We start from the raw sequence: 19,127 nt of genomic DNA, 5'->3' as shown, positions 1-19,127 counted from the left end.
GAAGGGGCCGGCGACCCGCCGGCCCCTTTCGCCGTCCGGGTGGTGTCGGGGGCGGGTGGGCGTGGACGTACGCTGGGTGAGCGCCCTGGAGGCTCGCACAGCGTACGAACGGAACGGGAGGAGGCGACGGCTGTGAGTGACGGCGGGAAGTCCACGCTGTCCGGCCCCAAGGGGCTGGCCATCATCCTCGGCGGGATGCTCGGGATCATGGTGGCCCTGTGGCTGATCGCCGTGGTCGCCGCGCCCTGACGGCGACCCGGTGGCGGGTGATCGTCGGGGGACGGGTCGGGCTAGGGTTGCGGGCATGCCGTCGCTCATCGTGCTCCGCCACGCCAAGGCCGCCGCAGGACCAGGGCTCCCCGACATCGATCGTCCCCTCAACGAACGGGGCAGGCGGGATGCGGCGGCGACCGGGGAATGGCTGCGCAACGGGGGCCTGACGCCCGACGCGGTGCTGTGTTCCACGGCCGTGCGCACCCGGCAGACCCTGGTCGGGCTGGCGTTGACGACCAGCGAGGTCGCGTACGAGTCCCGCATCTACGACAACGATCCGGACGTCCTGCTGGACCTGGTCCGCGGGACCGGCGACGAGGTGCGCAGGCTGCTGCTGATCGGCCACAACCCGTCGGTGCACCTGCTCGTCCACGACCTGGCGGGCGAGGGCCCGCGGGACTTCCCGACCAGCGCGCTCGCGGTGATCGATATCGCGGGGACGTGGAGCGACGCGCGCAAGGGCGGCGGCTCGCTGATCACGTACCGGACGCCCAAAGACTGATCAGCCCGTGTTGAGCGCGCCGCGGGAGTTCTCGATGAGCTCTTCGATGTCGCCTCGCAGGGAGCGGGCGGCGTTGCGGTAGCTGGACGCCTGGAGCAGGGCGCGCCGCAGCGGTGTCGGCTCGTCGGTGCTCACGCCCGACTTCACCTCGGCGCGGCGGCGGCGGGCGAGCGAGGCCAGGCGCGTCTCCAGCCGGACGAACTCCTCGGTGAGGCGTTGTTCTGGCGACGGCGCGTCGGGCGGTGGCTCGGGGGGCCGGAAGTCGGGGTTCTCCAAGGCGTCGGTCGCCTCCTCCATGGCGTCGGCGAATCGTTCGAGGATCTCGGCGAGCGGACCGGGGTCCACCTCTTCGACGTGCGGCATGCGGCTGATCGCGATCAGGTCGTCCCGGACGCGGTGGGCGGCGGCGACCGCGTTGCTCAGCTTCGCGATCGCCTCCTCGTCCGGGACGCGCTCCTTGCCGAGCTGGACACGGGCCTCCTCGACGCCGTCGACGGCCTCGTTCACCTTGGAGATCGTGTCCTGCGGCAGCCGGTCGGCGCGGCGTTCCAGCACCTCCGCCGTCATCCGGGACAGTTCCGCGTTGAGCCCGATCACCCGGCCGAGGCGGGCGGGCAGCCGCTCGGCGTACCCGGTGGGCCACAGCAGCCGGACCGCGAGGAACGCCAGCACCCCGCCGGCGAGGGTGAGCCCGACCCGCTGCCCGGCGGCGAGCCAGCCGGACGGGATGGAGAAGTCCAGCAGCAGCATCGTCAGCGGCGTGCTGAACAGCCACCAGTAGGTGAAGTTCACCGTCCGGGTGGAGAAGGCGATCATCGCCACGATGAAGATCAGGATGGCGGTGGTGGGCTGGTCGGACGCCAGGGTCAGCAGCACCGCGGCGAAGGCGGACCCGACGGCGGTGCCGCCGATCCGCTGCACCAGGTGCTCGACGGTCTCCCCGTACGTGCCGCGCAGGCTGAGCATCGCGGTGATCGTCAGCCAGTGGCCGTGCGGCAGCTTCAGCGCGGCCGACAGCGACATCGCCACCACCGCGGTCAGGCCGATCCTGGTGACCTCGCGGAAACCGGGGGAACGGGTGCGGATCGCCTTGCTGAGCTGCTGCCAGATGTGCATCGGTGCCGGGGTCTCACGCAGCAGGCGGGGCGTGGTGACGCCGAGCTGGACGCCGCCGGCGGCGAGCCGCCGCGCCGCGTCCACGCTGCCTTCGAGCCGTTCCAGGGAACGCCTGATATCGACGATCATCGCGACGGCGACCAGGTCCTCGTCGCCGGCGAGCCCGGCCCGGCGGATCGCCTCGCTGCGCCGTCCCAGGCGGCGGATCGCCGCGGAGTCGCCGCCGCCCAGCGGCGCGTCGCCGGTCGCCTCGACCACGCCCGAGATCAGCCGGACCCGGGCGGCCAGGGCGCTCATCGCGACCCGCGCCTCCTGCTCCCACTCGCGCTCGGGCGGGGCGCTCAGGGCCATCTCGACCTGGGACCGCACCCCGACGGTCTCCTGCAGCACCCTGGTCAGCGCGTCGAGGAGCCGTTCGGGACGGGTGGGCTCATCGCTGCGGCCCCGTCCGGAACGGTAGAACTCGGCGGTGGCGCGGGCGGAGGCGAGGGCCTGGTACGCCGCCAGGCGGGCCTCGTCCCAGTCGTGCTTGCGGGTGACCGAGGCCAGCTCCTCGTCGTCCGGTTCGGCGGCCTCCAGGGGCGCGGGGTCGGCGGTGCCGATGTTCTCGGCGACGGCGTCCATGGCCTCGGCGACGGCGTCGGCGGCCTCGGCGATGGTCGTGCGCAGCGGTCGCAGTCGCCGGGCCGGCCAGGGCGCCAGGAACAGGGCCGTGGTCAGCAGGCCGCCCATCAGTTCCAGGAAGCCCGCGTACAGGATGTCGCCGTCCCCTTGCCGGATGGCGGTGAGCAGGACGGCCAGCCCGGCGGTCGGGCCGATCCAGGACGCCGCCGCGCCGAGCACGATGATCGCCGGCACGATCATCGCGGTCAGCCACGGGTGCCCGCTGAGCAGCCCGCCGATCAGCGAGCCGATGCCGACGACGACGAGGGCGCTGGCGAGGTTGCGCGCGCGGGCGCCGTACGGCCCCTCGGGGGCCCGGAGCGCGACGAGGAAGGCCCCGAGCGAGAACACCGACCCCGCGTCCCCATGCCCGGTCATGGCGCCGACCAGCAGCGGGAGGGAGATCGCGAGCGAGGACGAGAGCCCGTAGTAGGGGGCCACCCGCCCTTCGATGCGGGCGTAGGACGACCGGGCACGCTCCAGCACTCGCTCGCCCCCCAACCGGCTCTCCTCCGGCACCGAACGATCACCATGTACCCGCATCGGCGCGCTCGATAGGCCGTCCCGCGGCGTCTTCGAGCCGCCCGGTACGAGGCGGTACGTGACCGCCGAGGGGGAGGGCGAGGGGAGCCGGGGAAGGTCAGTGGCCGGAGTGGAGGGCGTCGGCCGCGTCCGCGGCCTCCACCTCGTCCCGGGAGATGCCCAGGAGGAACAGGATCGTGTCGAGGTAGGGCACGTTGACGGCCGTGTCGGCGGCCTGGCGGACGACCGGCTTGGCGTTGTAGGCGACGCCCAGGCCCGCGGCCTGGAGCATGTCGAGGTCGTTGGCGCCGTCCCCGATGGCGACGGTCTGGCTGATCGGCACCCCGGCCTCGCGGGCGAACCGCTCCAGCGCCTTGGCCTTGCCCGCGCGGTCCAGGACGGGGCCGACGACGCGTCCGGTCAGCTTGCCGTCCTGGATCTCCAGGGTGTTGGCGGCCGAGTAGTCGATCCCCAGGTCGGCCACCAGGGCATCGGTGATCTGGGTGAACCCGCCGCTGACGATCGCGAACTTGTAGTCGAGCCGCTTCAGCGTCCTGACCATGGTGCGGGCGCCCGCGGCCAGCTCGATCCGGTCCCGCACGTAGTCGATCTCGGCGGCGTCGAGCCCGGCCAGCAGCGCGACCCGCTCCCGCAGCGAGCCCTCGAAGTCCAGTTCGCCGCGCATCGCCGCCTCGGTGACCTTCGCCACCTCGTCCAGGCAGCCGGCCCGCTCGGCGAGCAGCTCGATGACCTCGCCCTGGATCAGGGTGGAGTCGACGTCCATGACGATCAGCCGCTTGGCGCGCCGGTGCAGCCCGCCCTGCTGGACGGCCACGTCCACCTGGCGCTCGGCGGCCTCCACGGCCAGCGCGGCGCGCAGCGCCTCCGGGTCGGCGCCGGAGACGTCCATCTCGATGCAGGTGACGGGGTAGTGCGCGAGCCGCTCGATGCGGTCGATGTTGGCGGCGCCCGCGGCGATCCGGCCCGCGATCCCGGCCATGGCGTCCGGGCGGAGCGGGGCGCCGAGCACGGTGACGTGCAGCCGTCCGCGGTGGCTCGGCGCGCTCTTGTCCCGCCCGGTGGACATCTCGATCTCCATGTCGAGATCGTTCGCGACCCGTTCGGCGGCGGACCAGACCCGGCCGATGTCGGTGCCGTCGGAGTAGGCGACCAGGACGCCGAGGATCAGCCTGCCGCGGATGACCACCTGTTCCACGTCCGCCACCGTCAGCGGGAACTCCGACAGCGTCGTGAACAGGCGCGAGGTCACTCCGGGACGGTCGCGGCCGGTGAGCGTAATGAGCAGCGTGCGCTGAGCTGAGCCGTTCATGCTGCTCACCACGCTACCGGCCCGGACCGGAGGCTCGCGCACCGCGTCCACGATCCGGGACGCCGCGCCTCAGGGCAGGAGGAGGTTCAGGTCCCCGAATTCGTGCCAGAGGTAGCCCTCGGCGAGGGCGGCGTCGTAGGTCCGCTTCACCAGATTTTCGTCCGCGATGGCGGCGAGCATCATCAGGTGGGACGACCTGGGCTCGTGCAGGCCCGTGAGGAGCCCGTCGACGGCCCGTACGCCCCGCTCCGGGGTGACGATGTGCTCGGTCCACCCTTGGGATGGCCGCACCCGCCCTTGGTCGTCCACGGCCGTCTCCAGGGCCCGGACGACCGTTGTCCCCACGGCGATCACCCTGCCTCCCCCGGGGCGGCGCGTGCGTATGTGATCTACCAGGGCGGCGGTGACAGGCGGCACCTCGTAGCGTTCCGCGTACGGGGGTTCGTGCGCCTCCGGTGAGGCCACGCCCGTGTGGAGCGTGATCGGCGCTATGAGGATGCCCTTGGAGACCAGGCGGGTGACCAGTTCCGTACTGAAGGGACGCCCCGCACTGGGCATTTCCGCGCTGCCGGTGTCGGGCCTCCCGTCTTCCCAAGGCTGTTGCGCCTCCGCGAAGACGGTTTGGTAGGCGGACGTGGGCCAGCCCTCCCGCACGTAGCCATACCGGATGGGCACCCCGTAGCGGTGCAGGTAAGGGACGACGCTTGTGCTGAGGCGAGCCACCCACAGCCGTTGGGTCCGCCGCCGGAGGAGGGTGAGCGTGCTGCCTCCCGGCATGGGGATCCACTCGTTGGGCGAACCTCCCTGGTACGGGGAACTCGACTTGCCCGTACGGCGGCGCAGTTCCACCAGCCACAGTTCCCCGTCCTCGGCCGGACCCGGGAGGGGAGTCGAGAAGTGCACGTCGAGCTTGTCCAGGTGGACGGCCGCGGGCAGGGTCGCCGAGGTGTTCACCACGAGGAGATCTCCCGGACGGAGCAGGCCGGGCAGATCGTGGAACCGGTGGTGGCGGACCTCCCCGCTGTCCCGGTACCCGACCAGCAGCCTGACCTGGTCCCGCCCGGGGACGCTCGGGCGCGCCTCCGGCGGTTCGTGGGCCTCCAGATCCTTGGGAAGGGTGAAGTCCAGGAATGCCGGCCTCGGTGACACGTTCATGATCGCTCCCCTGCGCAGGTGTGCCGCAGCCGGAAGGCGGCGAGCACGCCGAGCGCCGCGATCGAGGCGACGACCGTTCCCGCGACGCCGAGCCCCAGGCCGAGGCGGTCCGTGCCGAACGCCATGGCCAGGGCGCCCGCGACGCCGATCACCAGGGACGAGCCGAGCGAGTCGGCGATCTGCAGGGCGGAGGAGTTGGCGCCCTGCTCGTCCTTGGGCGACAGGGAGAGCAGGAGCACGCTGAGGCTGCCGTAGGCGAAGCCCATGCCGACACCGCCGATGATCCAGGTGGGCGTGGCGAGCCAGCCTTCGAAGTGCAGCGCGACCGTGGTGGTCACGGTCCCGATGAGGATCAGCACGGCGCCGAGGCGTGCGTAGAAGTCGCGCGGGCGCTGGGACCGTCCCTGGATCTGGGACGCGGCCGACCAGCCCAGCGACGCCACCATCAGGGCGACCCCCGCCTGCGTGGGGGTGAAGTCGTGAAGGGACGTCAGCGCCAGGGGAATGAACACGTCCGTCCCGAAGAACGCACCGGCCAGCAGGCCCCGGGCCAGCACCACGCTCGGCAGGCCGCGCCGCATCCGCAGCGTCCCGGGCGGGAGCAGGCGGGGCAGGCCCACGCCCAGCCCGGCCAGCCCGGCGGCGGCGATCGGAAGGATCGCCCAGCCCGGCCGGTCGAGGCCGTACAGAAGCACGGCCGTGCCCACCGCCGCCGTGACCGCAGCCAGATGCCGCCCCGTACGCGGCCCCCGCGACGCCCTGGACGCGCCCTGGCCGTCGTCCTGTCCGTCGTCCTGCCCCTCGCCGGACGTGCCGAGCCCGCGCATCGCCGGGATCAGCATCGCCGTGGGCGGGATCACCAGCGGGATCAGCCCGAGGAACACGAACCGCCAGCCCACCTGCTCGGCGAGCACACCGCCCAGCGTCGGCCCGATCAGCGTCGGCAGCACCCAGGCCGCGGAAAGCGCCGCGAACACGCGCGGGTGCAGGCGCTCGGGGTAGACGCGGGCGATGAGCACGTACGTGGCGACGAGCGCGATGCCCGTCCCCAGGCCCTGGACGGCACGCCCGGCCACGAACGTCCACATGCCGGGGGCGGCACCGGCGATCACCAGGCCGAGCACGAACGTGGCCACCCCCGCCAGCAGCGGCCGCGCGGGACCGGACCGGTCCGCCCAGGTCCCCGCCAGCACGTTGGCGGGAAGGCCCGCGATCAGGGTGGCGCTGAAGCCCCACGCGTACAGCGCCAGGCCGTCCAGGTCCCGGGCGATGACCGGCATCACGGTGCCGACCGACATGGCCTCGAACCCCATCAGGGTGATGACCAGGACGACCCCGAGCGTGGTGCCGCGGAACCCCGCGCCGAGAATGCCCTTCTCCCGTACCGGGGGCGCGGCCGCCGGGGCCGGTGACGTGCGGGCGGGCTTCGGATCGGATTCGAGCACGGTGCTCATCTTCGGTCCTCCAGATCGGCGGCCCGAAGCCGGCCGCTGGGCGGACGGTCGGTGACGAGGCGTTTCAGGAGCGCGGCGGCGTGCTCGGGAGGTGGCGCGGCGTCGGCGTCCTCGCCCGCGTCCCGCAGCATCCGCGTGCGCATCTCGCCGGGATCGACCCACCACACGGCGATCTCGGGTTCCTCCGCGGCCAGGACGTTGGACAGCTGCTCCAGCGCGGCCTTGGTGGCTCCGTAGCCGCCCCAGCCCGGGTAGCCCTCGATCGCCGCGTCCGAGGTGATGTTGAGGACGGCGCCGCGCCGTTCCCGCAGCCCGGGGAGCAGCGCCTGGATCAGCGCGAGCGGTGCCAGGGTGTTGATCGCGAACGCCCGTTCCAGGTCGTCCAGAGGCTGGTCGGCGAGCCGGGGGAGCGGGACCGTCCCGAGGGTGCTCGCGTTGTTCACCAGCAGGCCGATACCGCCCGCGTCGGCCGTGGCCTTGGCGAGGGCGGCCCGGTGCGCGGGGTCGGCGACGTCCCCGGCGATGGCGGTCACGGCCCGCGGGCCGGTCCCGGCGGGCAGCCGCCGCCGGAGGGCGTCGGCGGCCTCCTCCAAAGGCGGGGCGTCCCGCGCCGTGATGATGAGGCGCCGCCCCTCCCCGGCGAACTCGCCCGCCAGGGCCAGGCCGAGCCCGCGGGAGGCGCCGGTGATCAGCGTCGTTCCGGCGTTCGCATCGGTCGTCTCGTTCATGGCATCGACGCTATGAAGCGGCCCTCCGAGGGGCATCGGGCCCGCGCCCCGGTCGCCGTCAACCCTTGGTCCTAGGTCTCCCGGTCCCAGGGATGACGACGGCCCTCCCGGACCCGCACCTTGGTAGGGCGAGAACGGGCCCGCCCGTAACTCGTTTTGCTGATTCGGCGGCTCCGCGCAGCGAGTACTTTCTGAGATGGTCCCCACCCTTGACGCGACCACGGCGAACGCGGCGGACCATACGGCGGAGCTTGGACGACCGGAGGATCGGCATGGGAACCGAGCGCGGGAACGGCGCGTCCGGCCCCTCCGGTCTGCCCGCCTCGGCCGTCGCCACGGTGACCGGTGACGCCTGGGAGGCCCTGCAAGCGGTGAGCTCCGCGGTGCTGGCCGTGACGCGTCATCTGTCCGTCCACGAAGTCCTCCAGGTGATCGTGCGGGCGGCGGCGCGGCTGCTGGACGTGCGGTACGCGGCCCTCGGCGTCCCGGACGAGGAGGGCTCGTTCGCCGAGTTCGTGGTCGAGGGCGTCACCGACGAGGAATGGGAGGCGATCGGCCCGCTGCCCCGGCAGCACGGCATGCTGGCCGCGATGCTGCGCGACAACGCGCCGAAGAGGCTGGACGACATCCGCCGCGAGCCGGAGTTCGAGGGGTGGCCGGTGGCGCACCCCGTCCTCAAGGACTTCCTCGGGGTGCCGATCCGGGACGGCGATGACGTCCTGGGCATCCTCTTCCTGGCCAACAAGCACCACCGCGGGGACGGCCGGCGCGGCTTCAGTGAGGCCGACGAGGAGATGCTCACGCTGTTCGCCGCCCACGCCGCCATCGCGATGACCAACGCCCGGCTGTACGAGCACAACCGCGAGCTGACCGTGGTGGCCGAGCGCAACCGGCTCGCCAGGGAACTGCACGACGCCGTGGCGCAGAAGCTGTTCTCGCTGCGGCTGACGGCGCGCGCCGCCGGAGCGCTCGCCGCGCGCGACCCCGGCCGCGCCGTCCAGGAACTCGAACAGGTCGAACGCCTGGCCGCCGACGCCCTCGCCGAGCTGCGCGCCGTGATCTTCGAGCTGCGTCCCGCGGACCTCGCCGACGGGCTGGTCGCCTCCCTGCGCAAGCACGTCGAGGTGCTGGACCGCGCGTACGAGGCCGAGGTGCGGTTCACGGCGGAGTGCCCGGTCACGCTGCCGGAGGAGCAGGAGGCGGTGCTGTACCGGATCGCGCAGGAGGCCCTGCACAACGCGCTGCGCCACGCGTCCGCCCGTACGGTCGAGGTCCGGCTGCGCGTCCCGGACGGGCGCGTGGTGCTGGAGGTGGACGACGACGGCGCCGGCTTCGACCCCGCCTCGACGGGCGCCCCGGCGGAGAACGGCGCCGAGCCGCAGGCAGGCGGGCTCGGCCTGGCCTCGATGCGCGACCGCGCCGAGTCGGTCGGCGCGGCGCTCACCATCGACGCCGCGCCGGGAAACGGCACGGTCGTACGGCTGGAGGTGCCGTTGTGAGGCATGCTGACCCCAGCACCGCGGGCGAGCGGCGCGGGGGCGCGGGAAGGAGTGCCGTGATCAGGGTGCTGATCGCCGACGACCATCCGGTCGTCCGCCAGGGCCTGCGCACTTTCCTGGGCATTCAGGACGACATCGAGGTGGTCGGCGAGGCCGAGGACGGTGTCAGCGCCGTGTCGCTGGCCGAATCGCTGCGGCCCGATATCGTGCTGATGGACCTCAAGATGCCGGGCGCCGACGGCCTGACCGCGCTGTCGGAGCTGCGGGCTCGTGGGGTACGGGCACGGGTCCTCGTCCTGACCAGCGTCACCGAGCGGGGGCACGTGTTGCCGGCCGTACAGGCGGGCGCCGCGGGGTACCTCTACAAGGACGTCGACCCGCAGGCGCTCGTCCAGGCGATCCGGGCCGTCCATGATGGGCATGTCCTGTTCGCGCCGGACGCCGCGGAGGCGATGCTGCGGGACGGGCGGGCGGGCGCCGGCGAGGACCGCGGGCCGGCCGAGCGGGCAGTGCTGACCGAACGCGAGAGGGAGGTGCTCGTGCAGATAGCGCGGGGCAGGTCCAACCGTGAGATCGCCCGCGCGCTGGTCGTGTCCGAGAAAACGGTCAAGACCCACGTCAGTAATCTGCTCATGAAACTGGGCGTTCAGGACCGGACGCAGGCGGCCTTGTTCGCCGTGCGCCACGGACTGGCCGGCGAGTGATACAACTCCTCTGACAGGATCGTCATCGAAATCGGTATGAACGTAGCAATCAGATACGCAGCAGGCAGCGACATCGGGTGCAACCGCGAGAACAACGAGGACTCCGGTTATGCCGGCGCCCGGCTGATCGCGGTCGCCGACGGCATGGGCGGGTACGCGGGCGGTGAGGTCGCCAGCTCCACCGTCATCGGTTCGCTGCGTTCACTGGACGCCGACGCGCCGTTCGACGACCTGGTGGACGCCCTGGGACGCGCGGTGGCCGAGGCCAACGAGAAGCTGCGCATCGTCCGCGAGGAGCGTCCCGACCTGAGCCGGATGGGGACCACGCTGACCGCGATGCTGTGGTCGGGCACCTCGGTCGCGCTCGCCCACATCGGCGACTCCCGGGGCTACCTCCTGCGGGACGGCGAGCTGTTCCAGATCACCCGTGACCACACCATGAAGGACCTGCTGGAGAACGAGAGCGAGCAGTCGGGCGGCGCGCCGGTCGACGCCGCCGAGGCCAACCGGCTCTCCCACGTCCTGTACCGGGTGCTGGACGGCCGCGAGGACCGCGAGCCCGATCTGAAGCTGCGCGACTGCCGCCTGGGCGACCGCTACCTGCTCTGCTCGGACGGGCTGAGCGGTGTGGTGGACGCGCAGACGATCTACGAGGTGCTGTCGGCCGAGGCCGATCCGCAGCGCGCGATCGACCGGCTGATCCAGCTCGCCCGCGACGGCGGCGGCCCCGACAACATCACCGGCGTCATCGCCGATGTGGTCGAGCCCGCCCACGTCCCCACGCCGGGGCGTCCCATGACCGTGGGCGCGGCCGCTCAGACCCAGACCTGACCACGCTCACAGGCGACGGCACGACACCCGCACATCGAACGACCCCGCGCTCTGCAGCCCCGCACCCCCGCATCCCCGCCCCTCGTCTCCGCATCCTCTGCGTCATCCTCTGCATCGCGCGCCCGGTAGATCCACGTTCCGCAGATGCGCGCGCCCGGCAACGGCGGGTTTCCGCTGTTGATCGGCAAGAATCCCGCCCGGCCGCTCATGGTCTTGTCCTAGGCTTCCCCTTGTGGTGGGATTGATCCCGCTCTAGGTCACGGTCCGATCGCAGATCGTCGCCTGGACTTGACCCACCTCGGGGTGAACCCGATATACGGGTCACTCGAAACAAGTCATCGGTGCGGAGGATCCGTTGGGGGCAGTGCCCGGGGCGGCGGCCACCGGTGCACCTCGGGGTGCGCTGGGCGGTCTCGTCGTCAGGAGCCTCACCGCGTCGCGTCACGGCCCTTCCGGCGTGGCGCTGCGGGTCGCGGCGATGGCCACGGCGGCCATCGGAGCGGCGTTGATCCACCGCGTCAACGACCCCGGCGTGCTCTGCCCCCTCAGGGCGTTCACCGGGATTCCCTGTCCACTGTGCGGGGGCACCACCGTGTTCATCGAGATGGGTTCGGGCCGGCCGGTCCAGGCCGTCCTGGCGAACCCGGTGGCCTTCGCGGGCGCGGTCGCCGTGGCGCTCGCGCCGCTGGGATGGGGAAGGCGGTGGTGGGCACTCCGGCCGGGCATTCGCGCATGGGTGCTCGGTACCGCCCTCTTGGGGTCGGAGCTGTGGCAGCTCGCCCGGCTCGGTCTCCTGCGGGTTTGAAGGCACGCTTCTCGCCGGTCAGACTCGCGGAGCCGTCCCGGTCCGGCGGGCGTCACAACACCAAAGGGTCAATCAATAAGGAGCAAGTGTGGGTAACCCCTACGACCCGTACGGTCAGCAGCCGGGCTATGGCCAGCAGCCCGGATATGGCCAGCAGCCTCCGGCGCAGCCCGGTTACGGTCAGCAGCCCGGCTACGGTCAGCAGCCCCCGGCGCAGCCCGGTTACGGTCAGCCTGGGTACGGTCAGCAGCCCCCGGCCCAGCCGGGGTACGCACAGCAGCCCGTGCAGCCGGGCTACCAGGAAGTCCACCACCACTACGGGTCCACCGGCCAACTCGCCGAGTGGGGCTCACGTGTCGGCGCGGCCCTGATCGACGGTCTGATCATCGGCGCGCCGACCGGCATCCTCTACTTCCTCGGCATCATCCTGACCAGCGCCGGGGACGCGGGCGCGGTGATCGGCGTCCTGATGATCGTCGCCGCCCTGGTGGTGTACGTCGGCCTGCTTCTCTGGCTGATCTACCAGGAGGGCTCGACCGGCCAGACCATCGGCAAGCGCCAGATGGGCATCCGCCTGGTCGGCGCGCAGACCGGCCAGCCGATCGGCTTCGGGATGGCGCTGCTGCGCCGGATCAGCCACGTCGCCGACAGCTTCGCCTGCTACATCGGGTTCCTGTGGCCGCTGTGGGACGAGCGCAAGCAGACGTTCGCCGACAAGATCTGCAACACGCTCGTCGTCCGTTCTTGACGACGGCGGGGCCATCCGGCCCAGTGACGCCGCGGACGGGGCGTCCTCGCATCCGGAGCATCGGGTGAGGGGGCGTCCCGTTTGCGTCCCCGGAGCCCGTTGTCCGGCGGGCGTCTCAGGGAACGGGGTCGAACGCGCTGTTGCAGGCCGCGACGCGGGCCCGCCGGACCGCCCGGTCGAGCAGGCGCAGCGCCTCGGCGCGCCGCCGCATCTGGTCGGCCGTGAGCCCGCGGTCGTCCATCCGCCGGGCCAGGTCGACGACCAGCGACAGCCGTTGAGCGAGCGCGGCGACCCGGTGCGCGCGCTGCGGGTACCCGGGCGCCAGCGGATGGTCGCCCCGGTCGGGGTCGCGCAGGTCGGCCAGCGCGTCGGTGATCTCGGGCGGTACCCCGGCCACGTCGTCCACCGTGAGCAGGACCTCGGTGGCGTCCCGCATGGCGAGCATCAGCTGGCGGTCGGCGTCGGGCAGCGCCGGGACGTCCGGGGTGCCGGGGACGGCCTCGTGGGATTCCCAGCGCACGCCCACGTACGACGAGCCCCGGCGGTCCTCGGACGGCACCAGGCCCACGGCGCGACCCGGCAGGACGGCGATGACCGCGGCCCCGGCCTCCAGGGCGCACCTGTTGAAGGCGGGCGGCCCGGTGAGGCCGAGCGGGTCGCCGGGCGCGGGCAGCGCGAGCCGCAGCCCGATCAGCCCGCCGACCCGCAGGTCGCCGAGGCCGCGCCGCAGCGTGACCTCTCCCGGCTGCCCCTGCCGCGCCTGCTCCGGCGGCGACCCGCCGGTGTCACCGTCCGGCGTGTCGCCTCCGGGACCGTCCCGCTCGGAGTCGGCGAGCCCGCCGAGGCCGTTGAGCCCGCCGGGAAGGCCGGCCGTGCCGGGCAGCTCCGGACCGGTCGACATGATCGCGGCGCCGCCGCTCAGGATCTGCGGACCGGCGAGCTTCTCGATCGCGTCCACCGCCTCGTCCGGCCCGACGTGTCCGGTCAGCCAGGCGTTGCCCCACGCGACGAGAGCCGTCGCGGCGTCCCCCGCGTCGTTGCCCGTTTCACCAAGCCGAAGCGCAGCGCACATGCAGACCACCATAAGTGCTCTCCATCGCATAGGTTCTTCCCTGAGGACGGATCACCTGGCAAGGCGAGATTGGGGACATAGGCGCGCTATGGCCGGTGAGGTACTGGGGCTTCGCGGGGTGGGGGTCAGGCGCGGCGGCGCCGACCTGCTGTGCGAGGTCACCTGGACGGTGAACGAGGACGAGCGTTGGGTGATCGTCGGCCCGAACGGAGCGGGGAAGACGACCCTCCTTCAGGTCGCCGCGGCCATGATGCATCCCACGGTGGGCGAGGCCAGGATCCTCGGGGAGGAGCTGGGCCGCGCGGACGTGTTCGAGCTGCGTCCCCGCATCGGGATCGCCAGCGCCGCCGTGGCCGAGAAGGTCCCGGCCGGTGAGACGGTGATCGACCTGGTGCTGACGGCGTCCTACGCGATCCTGGGCCGCTGGCGTGAGGAGTACGACTCCACCGACCTCGGCCGGGCCGCCGAGCTGCTGGAGGCGCTCGGCTGCGGCCATCTCATCCGCCGCCGGTTCGACACCCTGTCCGAGGGGGAGCGCAAGCGCGTGCAGATCGCCCGCGCGCTGATGCCCGACCCGGAACTGCTGCTGCTGGACGAGCCCGCCGCCGGTCTCGACCTGGGCGGGCGCGAGGACCTGGTCGCCCGGCTGGGCCGCCTCGCCGGCGACCCGTTCGCCCCCACGATGGTGCTGGTCACGCATCACGTGGAGGAGGTCCCGGACGGGTTCACCCACGCGCTGCTGCTGCGCGGCGGCCGGGTGGTCGCGCAGGGCAAGGTGGACGAGGTCTTCACCGCGGAGCACCTGAGCGACTGCTTCGGCCTTCCCCTCACCGTCGAACGCCAGAGCGGCCGCTGGTACGCCCGCGCCGTGTAGCCGCGGCGCCGCCCGCGCCCCCGCCTCGTCGTCCGCCAACGGGTGGGCACGGGTGTCTCCGGTGGTCTGGGCCTGCCCCGGTGCCGATCCGTGAACGGCGGTTCCCTACGATCGTTCCCTCTGCCTTTCGATTCTTTGCCGAGCTTTGGTGGGACGTTCGTGAACATGCTGGACGCGGCCGCGATTCTGGCCGCAGGGGTCGCGGCCGGGGGCATCAACACCGTCGTCGGTTCCGGCTCGCTGATCACGTTCCCCACGATGGTGGCGCTGGGCTTCCCCCCGATCGTGGCGAACGTGTCCAACAACATCGGCCTGGTGCCCGGCTCGGTGACGGGCGCGTACGGCTATCGCGTGGAGCTCAAGGGCCAGCGGGAACGGCTGCTGCGGCTCGGCGTCGCCTCGTTCACCGGCGCCCTGATCGGCGCCGCCCTGCTGCTGGGGCTGCCCCCGGGCGCGTTCGACGTGATCGTCCCGGCGCTGATCGTGATCGCGCTGGTGCTGGTGATCGTCCAGCCTCGGCTGCAACGGTGGCTGCTGGCCCGCCGCGAGCACGACCATCCGCACGGCGGTCCCTGGCTGTGGGCGGGCATCCTGCTGGCGGGCATGTACGGCGGCTACTTCGGGGCGGCCCAGGGCATCATCCTCATCGCGCTGCTCGGCATCGCGCTGGACGACGACCTGCAACGGCTCAACGCCGCGAAGAACGTCCTGTCGGCGGTGGTGAACGGGGTGGCGGCCCTCCTGTTCATCGCGATGTCGTTCATCGGCGACACCCGGATCGACTGGCTGGCCGTCGCGCTGGTGGCCGTGGGCGCGACGCTGGGCGGCCTGGTCGGTGCCCGGATCGGGCGGCGCGTCCCGCCCGTGGCGCTGCGCGGGTTCATCGTGGTCGTCGGGGTGGTGGCGCTGGTCAGCCTCCTTTCCTGACCGGCCGGAACGCGGTTCGACGCGCCCTCTCGCGGGTATAATTTCGAATATCTGTTCGAGTACAAGGGGCGTACATGAAGGGTGACAGGGTCGAGGTCATGATCGATGCCGGGGGCGAGGGCACCCGCACCTACGAGGTCGTCGCCACCCGGGCGGGACGCCGCGTGGAGGTCACCAACCGCCGTGGCGTTGTCGAGGTCAGCGAGGTCACCCGCACCGGCTCCCCCGTACGCACCGCCCGTTTCATGGCCAGCCGCGTGCTGGCCCTCGTCGAATACCCCATCTCCGACGAGCAGCCCTCCGGCTCCCCCGCCGACTAGCGCGGGGTGATCGCCGCGTTCAGCCGACCGGCCGCACCTGGACGGTGCCGTTCTCCAGGACGCGGGTCTCGAACGACGGCTGGCGGCCGGTGGCGGGGCCGTGCACGACCTGTCCGTCGCGGACCCGGAACGTGCTGCCGTGCCAGGGGCAGACCACGCACGGCTCGGCGTTCTCGTCGGCGACGATCCGGCCCTGGTGGAGCGGTCCCGCCAGGTGGCTGCAACGGTCGGTGAGGACGTGCACCTCCTCGCCGTCCCGGAGCACGAACAGGCTGATGTACCCGAGGCGGCGCTGGACGGGCCACCCGTCGGGCAGGTCGGACGCGTCGCACAGGTCGTGCCAGCCCAGCGGGATCAGATGCGTGACCTGGTCGGCGTGGTTGGCGCCCGCGGCCTGCCGGAACGCCAGGTGCCCGCCCAGGTAGGCGCCGGCGAGGAGCGCGGTGAGCCCCGCGTAGCCGAGTGCCCGTCCCGCGTTGTCACGGCCGCGGGCGCGGGCCACGAACGAGGCCGTGTAGAGCAGGCTCGCGGTGGCGGTGCTCGCCGCGTGGACGAGGCCGACGCGCTGCTGTTCGCGTTGCAGCGACCCCCAGTCGGCGAGCCCGGTCAGCGCCGTGGGCACGGCGCCGGCGAGCCCGGCGGCGACCAGGGCCTGGGACGCCCGTTCCGTCCCCGGGAACAGATCCAGGACCGCGACCGACATCCACGCGCCGATCGGCATGTCGGTCAGCGGCGGGTGCGCGGGATGGCCGATGGGCACGCCGTGCAGGGCGTCCTTGACGGGCCCGGAATGCAGCGTCCGCTGGACGGCCACCGAGAGAGCCCGGATGGCACGATCCAACCCCGTGGCGTGCTCCAGGCCGTCAGCCAGGTCCACCGGGTTGGGCCGGGCCTGCGGCCGGGTCCCGCGCCGGAAGCTCCTGTTCGCCCTTCGGTTCATGTCCCTCCTAGACGGCCGCGATGTGGGACGCTCGGTGTGACCCTAGTCCCCGAGGCTTCCACGTGACCAGCCGGGGAACCGCTCGCCGACCCCTTCCCGCGGACGCGGCGGGGACCCTGGTAGCGGAACTGATGTGGAGAAACCTACCTAGGGCGGGATGACCTAAACCCCGGTTCCGGCCGGGACGTTCAACCGCCGGGGCGCCGCGCGCAGCGGGAAGCCGCCTGCCCGGTCACGGATCCTCGGGGTGTCGGCGCGGCGTCAGGAGGTCGCGCGTTCGAGGGTCACCGGGACGCCGTTCAGCACGGCGGTGCCGGAGAGCGGGTCGATCTCGCGTGCGTCCGTCACCGCGTTGGCGCTGACCCCCGCGTGCCGGCCGGCGACCTCCGTACGGGTGCCCGGACGGTCGTGGCCCCAGCCGTGGGGGAGGCTCACGACGCCCGGCATGACCCTGTTGGTGGGTTCGGCGACCGCCTCCAGCGTGCCCGACCTGGACTGGACGCGGACGGCGTCGCCCTTGGAGACGCCCAGGCGGGCCGCGTCCGACGGGTTGAGCTGGAGCGTGCAGGTATTGGAGCCGCGCACCAGCTCGGGGACGTTGTGCATCCAGCTGTTGTTGGAACGCAGGTGGCGGCGACCGATCAGCAGCATCCGGTCCTGGTCCTCCGGAGGGGAGTCGAGCGCGGCCAGGAGGCGGTCGGCGTCGGCGGCGAACGACGGCGGGCACAGCTCGATCCGGCCCGAGGCGGTGCACAGCACCTCGTCCAGCCGGGGCTTGAGGGGACCCAGGTCGAGCCCGTGCGGGTGTTCGGTGCGCAGGCGCGCCAGGGTCAGGCCGGACGGGTCGGCGCCGAAGCCGTCGCCGTACGGGCCGAGGCGCAGCATCATGTCGAGGCGCTGCTCGGTCGTGGAGGTGTTGCCGCCGTTCAGCAGCAGCTTGCGCAGCTCGTCCGGCTCCCGGCCGTGGACGGGCGACCCCGGCGCGGCGACCGCCTTGCCCAGCGTGGACATGATGATCATCTCGTCCAGGGCGGCGGGGTCGCCGTCCACCCCGGAGGCGATGACGGCGAGGCGGGCCAGGATCTCCGCCTCCGTGGGACGCCCCTCCGGCGGCGGCACGACGGGCGGCGAGTACCGCACGTAGTCGCGGACGGCCAGGGGAAGCAGCGCCAGGTCGTAGTGCGGGGTCTGGGCCGGGCGGGGCGGCGGCAGCACCACGTCGGCGTGCCGGGTGGTCTCGTTGAGGTACGGGTCGACGCTGACCATGAACTCCAGGCCGTCCAGCGCCGCGTCCAGCCGGGTGCCGTTCGGTACGGACAGCACCGGGTTGCCGCCGATGGTGATCAGCGCCCTGATCCGGCCCTCGCCCGGCGTGTCGATCTCGTCGGCCAGCGTGGCGACGGGAAGCTCGCCGTTGACCTCGGGCAGGCCGCGGACGCGGCTGCGCCACCGTCCCGTGGTGAACGGGCGCTTGCGCCGGTAGACGGGCGTGTGCGCGGCGCGCGGGAACATGGCGCCGCCGGGACGGTCCAGGTTGCCGGTCAGGACGTTGAGGACGTCGATGAGCCAGCTGTTGAGCGTCCCGTACGCCTGGGTGCAGGTGCCGATGCGCCCGTACACGGCCGCGGTGGGGGCCGCGGCCAGCTCCCGGGCCATGCGCCGGATGACCGGCGCGGGGATGCCGGTCACGGGCGCGACCCGCTCCGGGGTGAAGCCGACGGCGAGGGCGCGCAGGTCGTCCAGGCCCAGGACGCGCCCGGCCAGGTGCTCGGGCTCGTCGGCGATGTCCTCGTCGAACAGCGTGCGCACCAGCGCCATCAGCAGGTAGGCGTCGGTGCCCGGCCGGATGAAGACGTGCTCGTCGGCGAGGTCGGCGGTGCGGGTCCGGCGCGGATCGACGACCACGACCTTGCCGCCGCGCGCCTGGATGGCCTTGAGACGTCCAGGGAAGTCGGGCGCCGAGCACAGGCTGCCGTTGGACTCCAGGGGGTTGGCCCCGAGCATCAGCAGGTGCGCGGTGCGGCCGAGGTCGGGCACCGGGATCGCCAGCGGGTCGCCGAACATGTAGCCGCTGCTGACGTGCTTGGGCATCTGGTCGGCGGTGCTGGCGGTGTAGACGTTGCGGGTGCCGAGCGCCTTGATGATGGCCGCGCCGTAGAGGGGCCCCGCGATGGAGTGCGCAGACGGGTTGCCGAGGTAGACGGCGACGGCGTCCCGGCCGTGCCGCTCGATGACGTCGTGCAGCCGTTCCCGGACGACGGCGAACGCGTCGTCCCAGCTCGCCGCCGGTACGTGCGTGCCGCCGTCCCGGACGAGCGGTTCCCCTAACCGGTCGGGGTCCGCGTCGAGACGGCCGAGCGTGGCGCCCTTGGGGCAGATGAATCCCCTGCTCAGGGGGTCGTTCCGGTCGCCGCGCACGCCGGTGATCGTGCCCGAGTCGTCAAGGGTGAGCTCAAGGCCGCAGAGGGCTTCGCAGAGAGGACAGGTGCGGTACGCCGTGCGGCTGCCCATCGAAACTCCTTGTCAGCGAGACCGAACCCATGATGACCCGGTTCACCGGGATGCGCCAAGACCGGGTCCGGCCGCACGGGAAGGGCCCCCGCCCTGATGGACGGGGGCCCTTCGCACTTCAGAGGCCATACCGGGTCCGGCGTGGGGCTCCGA

The 19,127-nt window shown here is 72.7% G+C and carries 17 protein-coding genes; 9 read left to right on the top strand and 8 right to left on the bottom strand.

Going from position 1 to position 19,127, the window contains the following annotated elements; genetic code table 11:
• Window positions 1-304: 304 nt before the first annotated feature.
• Window positions 305-775: a SixA phosphatase family protein gene (locus ACGWYJ_RS07075; RefSeq protein WP_395104797.1), complete on the top strand. Its 471-nt coding sequence runs from the start codon at window positions 305-307 to the stop codon at window positions 773-775.
• Here ACGWYJ_RS07075 and ACGWYJ_RS07070 read toward each other — a convergent pair whose 3' ends face one another.
• The 5 genes from ACGWYJ_RS07070 to ACGWYJ_RS07050 form a co-directional block, all read right to left on the bottom strand.
• On the bottom strand, window positions 776-3,055 hold the full coding sequence (locus tag ACGWYJ_RS07070) for an FUSC family protein (RefSeq protein ID WP_395104796.1): 2,280 nt from the start codon (window positions 3,053-3,055) through the stop codon (window positions 776-778).
• 139 nt (window positions 3,056-3,194) lie between these two features.
• Entirely contained in the window at window positions 3,195-4,406 is a 1,212-nt protein-coding gene (serB, locus tag ACGWYJ_RS07065; protein WP_395104794.1) for a phosphoserine phosphatase SerB, read from the bottom strand.
• A 69-nt stretch (window positions 4,407-4,475) separates the two neighbouring features.
• A complete protein-coding gene (locus ACGWYJ_RS07060; RefSeq protein WP_395104792.1) occupies window positions 4,476-5,561 on the bottom strand; it encodes an S-adenosylmethionine:tRNA ribosyltransferase-isomerase in 1,086 nt (361 codons plus the stop codon).
• A complete protein-coding gene (locus tag ACGWYJ_RS07055) occupies window positions 5,558-7,015 on the bottom strand; it encodes an MFS transporter (protein ID WP_395104790.1) in 1,458 nt (485 codons plus the stop codon). Before ACGWYJ_RS07055 ends, ACGWYJ_RS07060 begins: the two co-directional genes overlap by 4 nt.
• Entirely contained in the window at window positions 7,012-7,743 is a 732-nt protein-coding gene (locus tag ACGWYJ_RS07050; protein ID WP_395104788.1) for an SDR family NAD(P)-dependent oxidoreductase, read from the bottom strand. Before ACGWYJ_RS07050 ends, ACGWYJ_RS07055 begins: the two co-directional genes overlap by 4 nt.
• Window positions 7,744-8,015: 272 nt before the next feature.
• Here ACGWYJ_RS07050 and ACGWYJ_RS07045 point away from each other — a divergent pair, with 272 nt between their 5' ends.
• The 5 genes from ACGWYJ_RS07045 (at window position 8,016) to ACGWYJ_RS07025 (ending at window position 12,330) form a co-directional block, all read left to right on the top strand.
• Window positions 8,016-9,242, top strand: a complete 1,227-nt coding sequence (locus ACGWYJ_RS07045; protein WP_395104787.1) for a GAF domain-containing sensor histidine kinase — start codon at window positions 8,016-8,018, stop codon at window positions 9,240-9,242.
• A gap of 56 nt (window positions 9,243-9,298) precedes the next feature.
• A complete protein-coding gene (locus ACGWYJ_RS07040; RefSeq protein WP_395104785.1) occupies window positions 9,299-9,946 on the top strand; it encodes a response regulator in 648 nt (215 codons plus the stop codon).
• A 36-nt stretch (window positions 9,947-9,982) separates the two neighbouring features.
• Window positions 9,983-10,777, top strand: coding sequence for a PP2C family protein-serine/threonine phosphatase (locus ACGWYJ_RS07035; protein WP_395104783.1), 795 nt, complete (start codon window positions 9,983-9,985; stop codon window positions 10,775-10,777).
• A gap of 457 nt (window positions 10,778-11,234) precedes the next feature.
• Entirely contained in the window at window positions 11,235-11,582 is a 348-nt protein-coding gene (locus ACGWYJ_RS07030) for a DUF2752 domain-containing protein (protein WP_395104781.1), read from the top strand.
• An 88-nt stretch (window positions 11,583-11,670) separates the two neighbouring features.
• Window positions 11,671-12,330, top strand: coding sequence for an RDD family protein (locus ACGWYJ_RS07025; protein WP_395104779.1), 660 nt, complete (start codon window positions 11,671-11,673; stop codon window positions 12,328-12,330).
• A 115-nt stretch (window positions 12,331-12,445) separates the two neighbouring features.
• Here the strand turns inward: ACGWYJ_RS07025 and ACGWYJ_RS07020 are convergent, their stop codons facing one another.
• Complete coding sequence (locus ACGWYJ_RS07020) at window positions 12,446-13,402, bottom strand: hypothetical protein (protein WP_395104777.1); 957 nt, start codon at window positions 13,400-13,402, stop codon at window positions 12,446-12,448.
• Between the two features lie 88 nt (window positions 13,403-13,490).
• Here ACGWYJ_RS07020 and ACGWYJ_RS07015 point away from each other — a divergent pair, with 88 nt between their 5' ends.
• The 3 genes from ACGWYJ_RS07015 (at window position 13,491) to ACGWYJ_RS07005 (ending at window position 15,523) form a co-directional block, all read left to right on the top strand.
• Window positions 13,491-14,276 (top strand): ABC transporter ATP-binding protein, encoded by a 786-nt coding sequence (locus tag ACGWYJ_RS07015; RefSeq protein WP_395104775.1) that lies wholly within the window; start codon window positions 13,491-13,493, stop codon window positions 14,274-14,276.
• 159 nt (window positions 14,277-14,435) lie between these two features.
• Window positions 14,436-15,203 (top strand): sulfite exporter TauE/SafE family protein, encoded by a 768-nt coding sequence (locus tag ACGWYJ_RS07010; protein ID WP_395104773.1) that lies wholly within the window; start codon window positions 14,436-14,438, stop codon window positions 15,201-15,203.
• Between the two features lie 74 nt (window positions 15,204-15,277).
• Window positions 15,278-15,523 carry a hypothetical protein gene (locus tag ACGWYJ_RS07005; protein WP_395104771.1) on the top strand — a complete coding sequence of 82 codons (246 nt, stop codon included), beginning with the start codon at window positions 15,278-15,280 and terminating at the stop codon, window positions 15,521-15,523.
• A gap of 19 nt (window positions 15,524-15,542) precedes the next feature.
• Here the strand turns inward: ACGWYJ_RS07005 and ACGWYJ_RS07000 are convergent, their stop codons facing one another.
• Together ACGWYJ_RS07000 and ACGWYJ_RS06995 are read right to left on the bottom strand one after the other, a co-directional pair.
• Window positions 15,543-16,463 carry a Rieske 2Fe-2S domain-containing protein gene (locus ACGWYJ_RS07000; protein ID WP_395104769.1) on the bottom strand — a complete coding sequence of 307 codons (921 nt, stop codon included), beginning with the start codon at window positions 16,461-16,463 and terminating at the stop codon, window positions 15,543-15,545.
• Between the two features lie 261 nt (window positions 16,464-16,724).
• Window positions 16,725-18,974 carry a molybdopterin-dependent oxidoreductase gene (locus ACGWYJ_RS06995; RefSeq protein ID WP_395104767.1) on the bottom strand — a complete coding sequence of 750 codons (2,250 nt, stop codon included), beginning with the start codon at window positions 18,972-18,974 and terminating at the stop codon, window positions 16,725-16,727.
• Window positions 18,975-19,127: the final 153 nt, after the last annotated feature.

The sequence above is a fragment of the Actinomadura sp. SCN-SB genome (assembly GCF_043906805.1).
Lineage (GTDB): Bacteria > Actinomycetota > Actinomycetes > Streptosporangiales > Streptosporangiaceae > Spirillospora.
Note: the sequence above shows the minus strand (reverse complement) of the source record. Positions and strands in the feature narration are given on the sequence as shown.

What these genes read in the sequence shown, in the direction of transcription:
- ACGWYJ_RS07060 (WP_395104792.1), bottom strand. Translation starts at nt 5,561, where the DNA reads ATGAACGTGTCACCGAGGCCGGCATTCCTGGACTTCACCCTTCCCAAG.
- ACGWYJ_RS07005 (WP_395104771.1), top strand. Translation starts at nt 15,278, where the DNA reads ATGAAGGGTGACAGGGTCGAGGTCATGATCGATGCCGGGGGCGAGGGC.
- ACGWYJ_RS07035 (WP_395104783.1), top strand. Translation starts at nt 9,983, where the DNA reads ATGAACGTAGCAATCAGATACGCAGCAGGCAGCGACATCGGGTGCAAC.
- ACGWYJ_RS07020 (WP_395104777.1), bottom strand. Translation starts at nt 13,402, where the DNA reads ATGTGCGCTGCGCTTCGGCTTGGTGAAACGGGCAACGACGCGGGGGAC.
- ACGWYJ_RS07050 (WP_395104788.1), bottom strand. Translation starts at nt 7,743, where the DNA reads ATGAACGAGACGACCGATGCGAACGCCGGAACGACGCTGATCACCGGC.
- serB (WP_395104794.1), bottom strand. Translation starts at nt 4,406, where the DNA reads ATGAACGGCTCAGCTCAGCGCACGCTGCTCATTACGCTCACCGGCCGC.
- ACGWYJ_RS07055 (WP_395104790.1), bottom strand. Translation starts at nt 7,015, where the DNA reads ATGAGCACCGTGCTCGAATCCGATCCGAAGCCCGCCCGCACGTCACCG.
- ACGWYJ_RS07075 (WP_395104797.1), top strand. Translation starts at nt 305, where the DNA reads ATGCCGTCGCTCATCGTGCTCCGCCACGCCAAGGCCGCCGCAGGACCA.
- ACGWYJ_RS06995 (WP_395104767.1), bottom strand. Translation starts at nt 18,974, where the DNA reads ATGGGCAGCCGCACGGCGTACCGCACCTGTCCTCTCTGCGAAGCCCTC.
- ACGWYJ_RS07015 (WP_395104775.1), top strand. Translation starts at nt 13,491, where the DNA reads ATGGCCGGTGAGGTACTGGGGCTTCGCGGGGTGGGGGTCAGGCGCGGC.
- ACGWYJ_RS07000 (WP_395104769.1), bottom strand. Translation starts at nt 16,463, where the DNA reads ATGAACCGAAGGGCGAACAGGAGCTTCCGGCGCGGGACCCGGCCGCAG.
- ACGWYJ_RS07045 (WP_395104787.1), top strand. Translation starts at nt 8,016, where the DNA reads ATGGGAACCGAGCGCGGGAACGGCGCGTCCGGCCCCTCCGGTCTGCCC.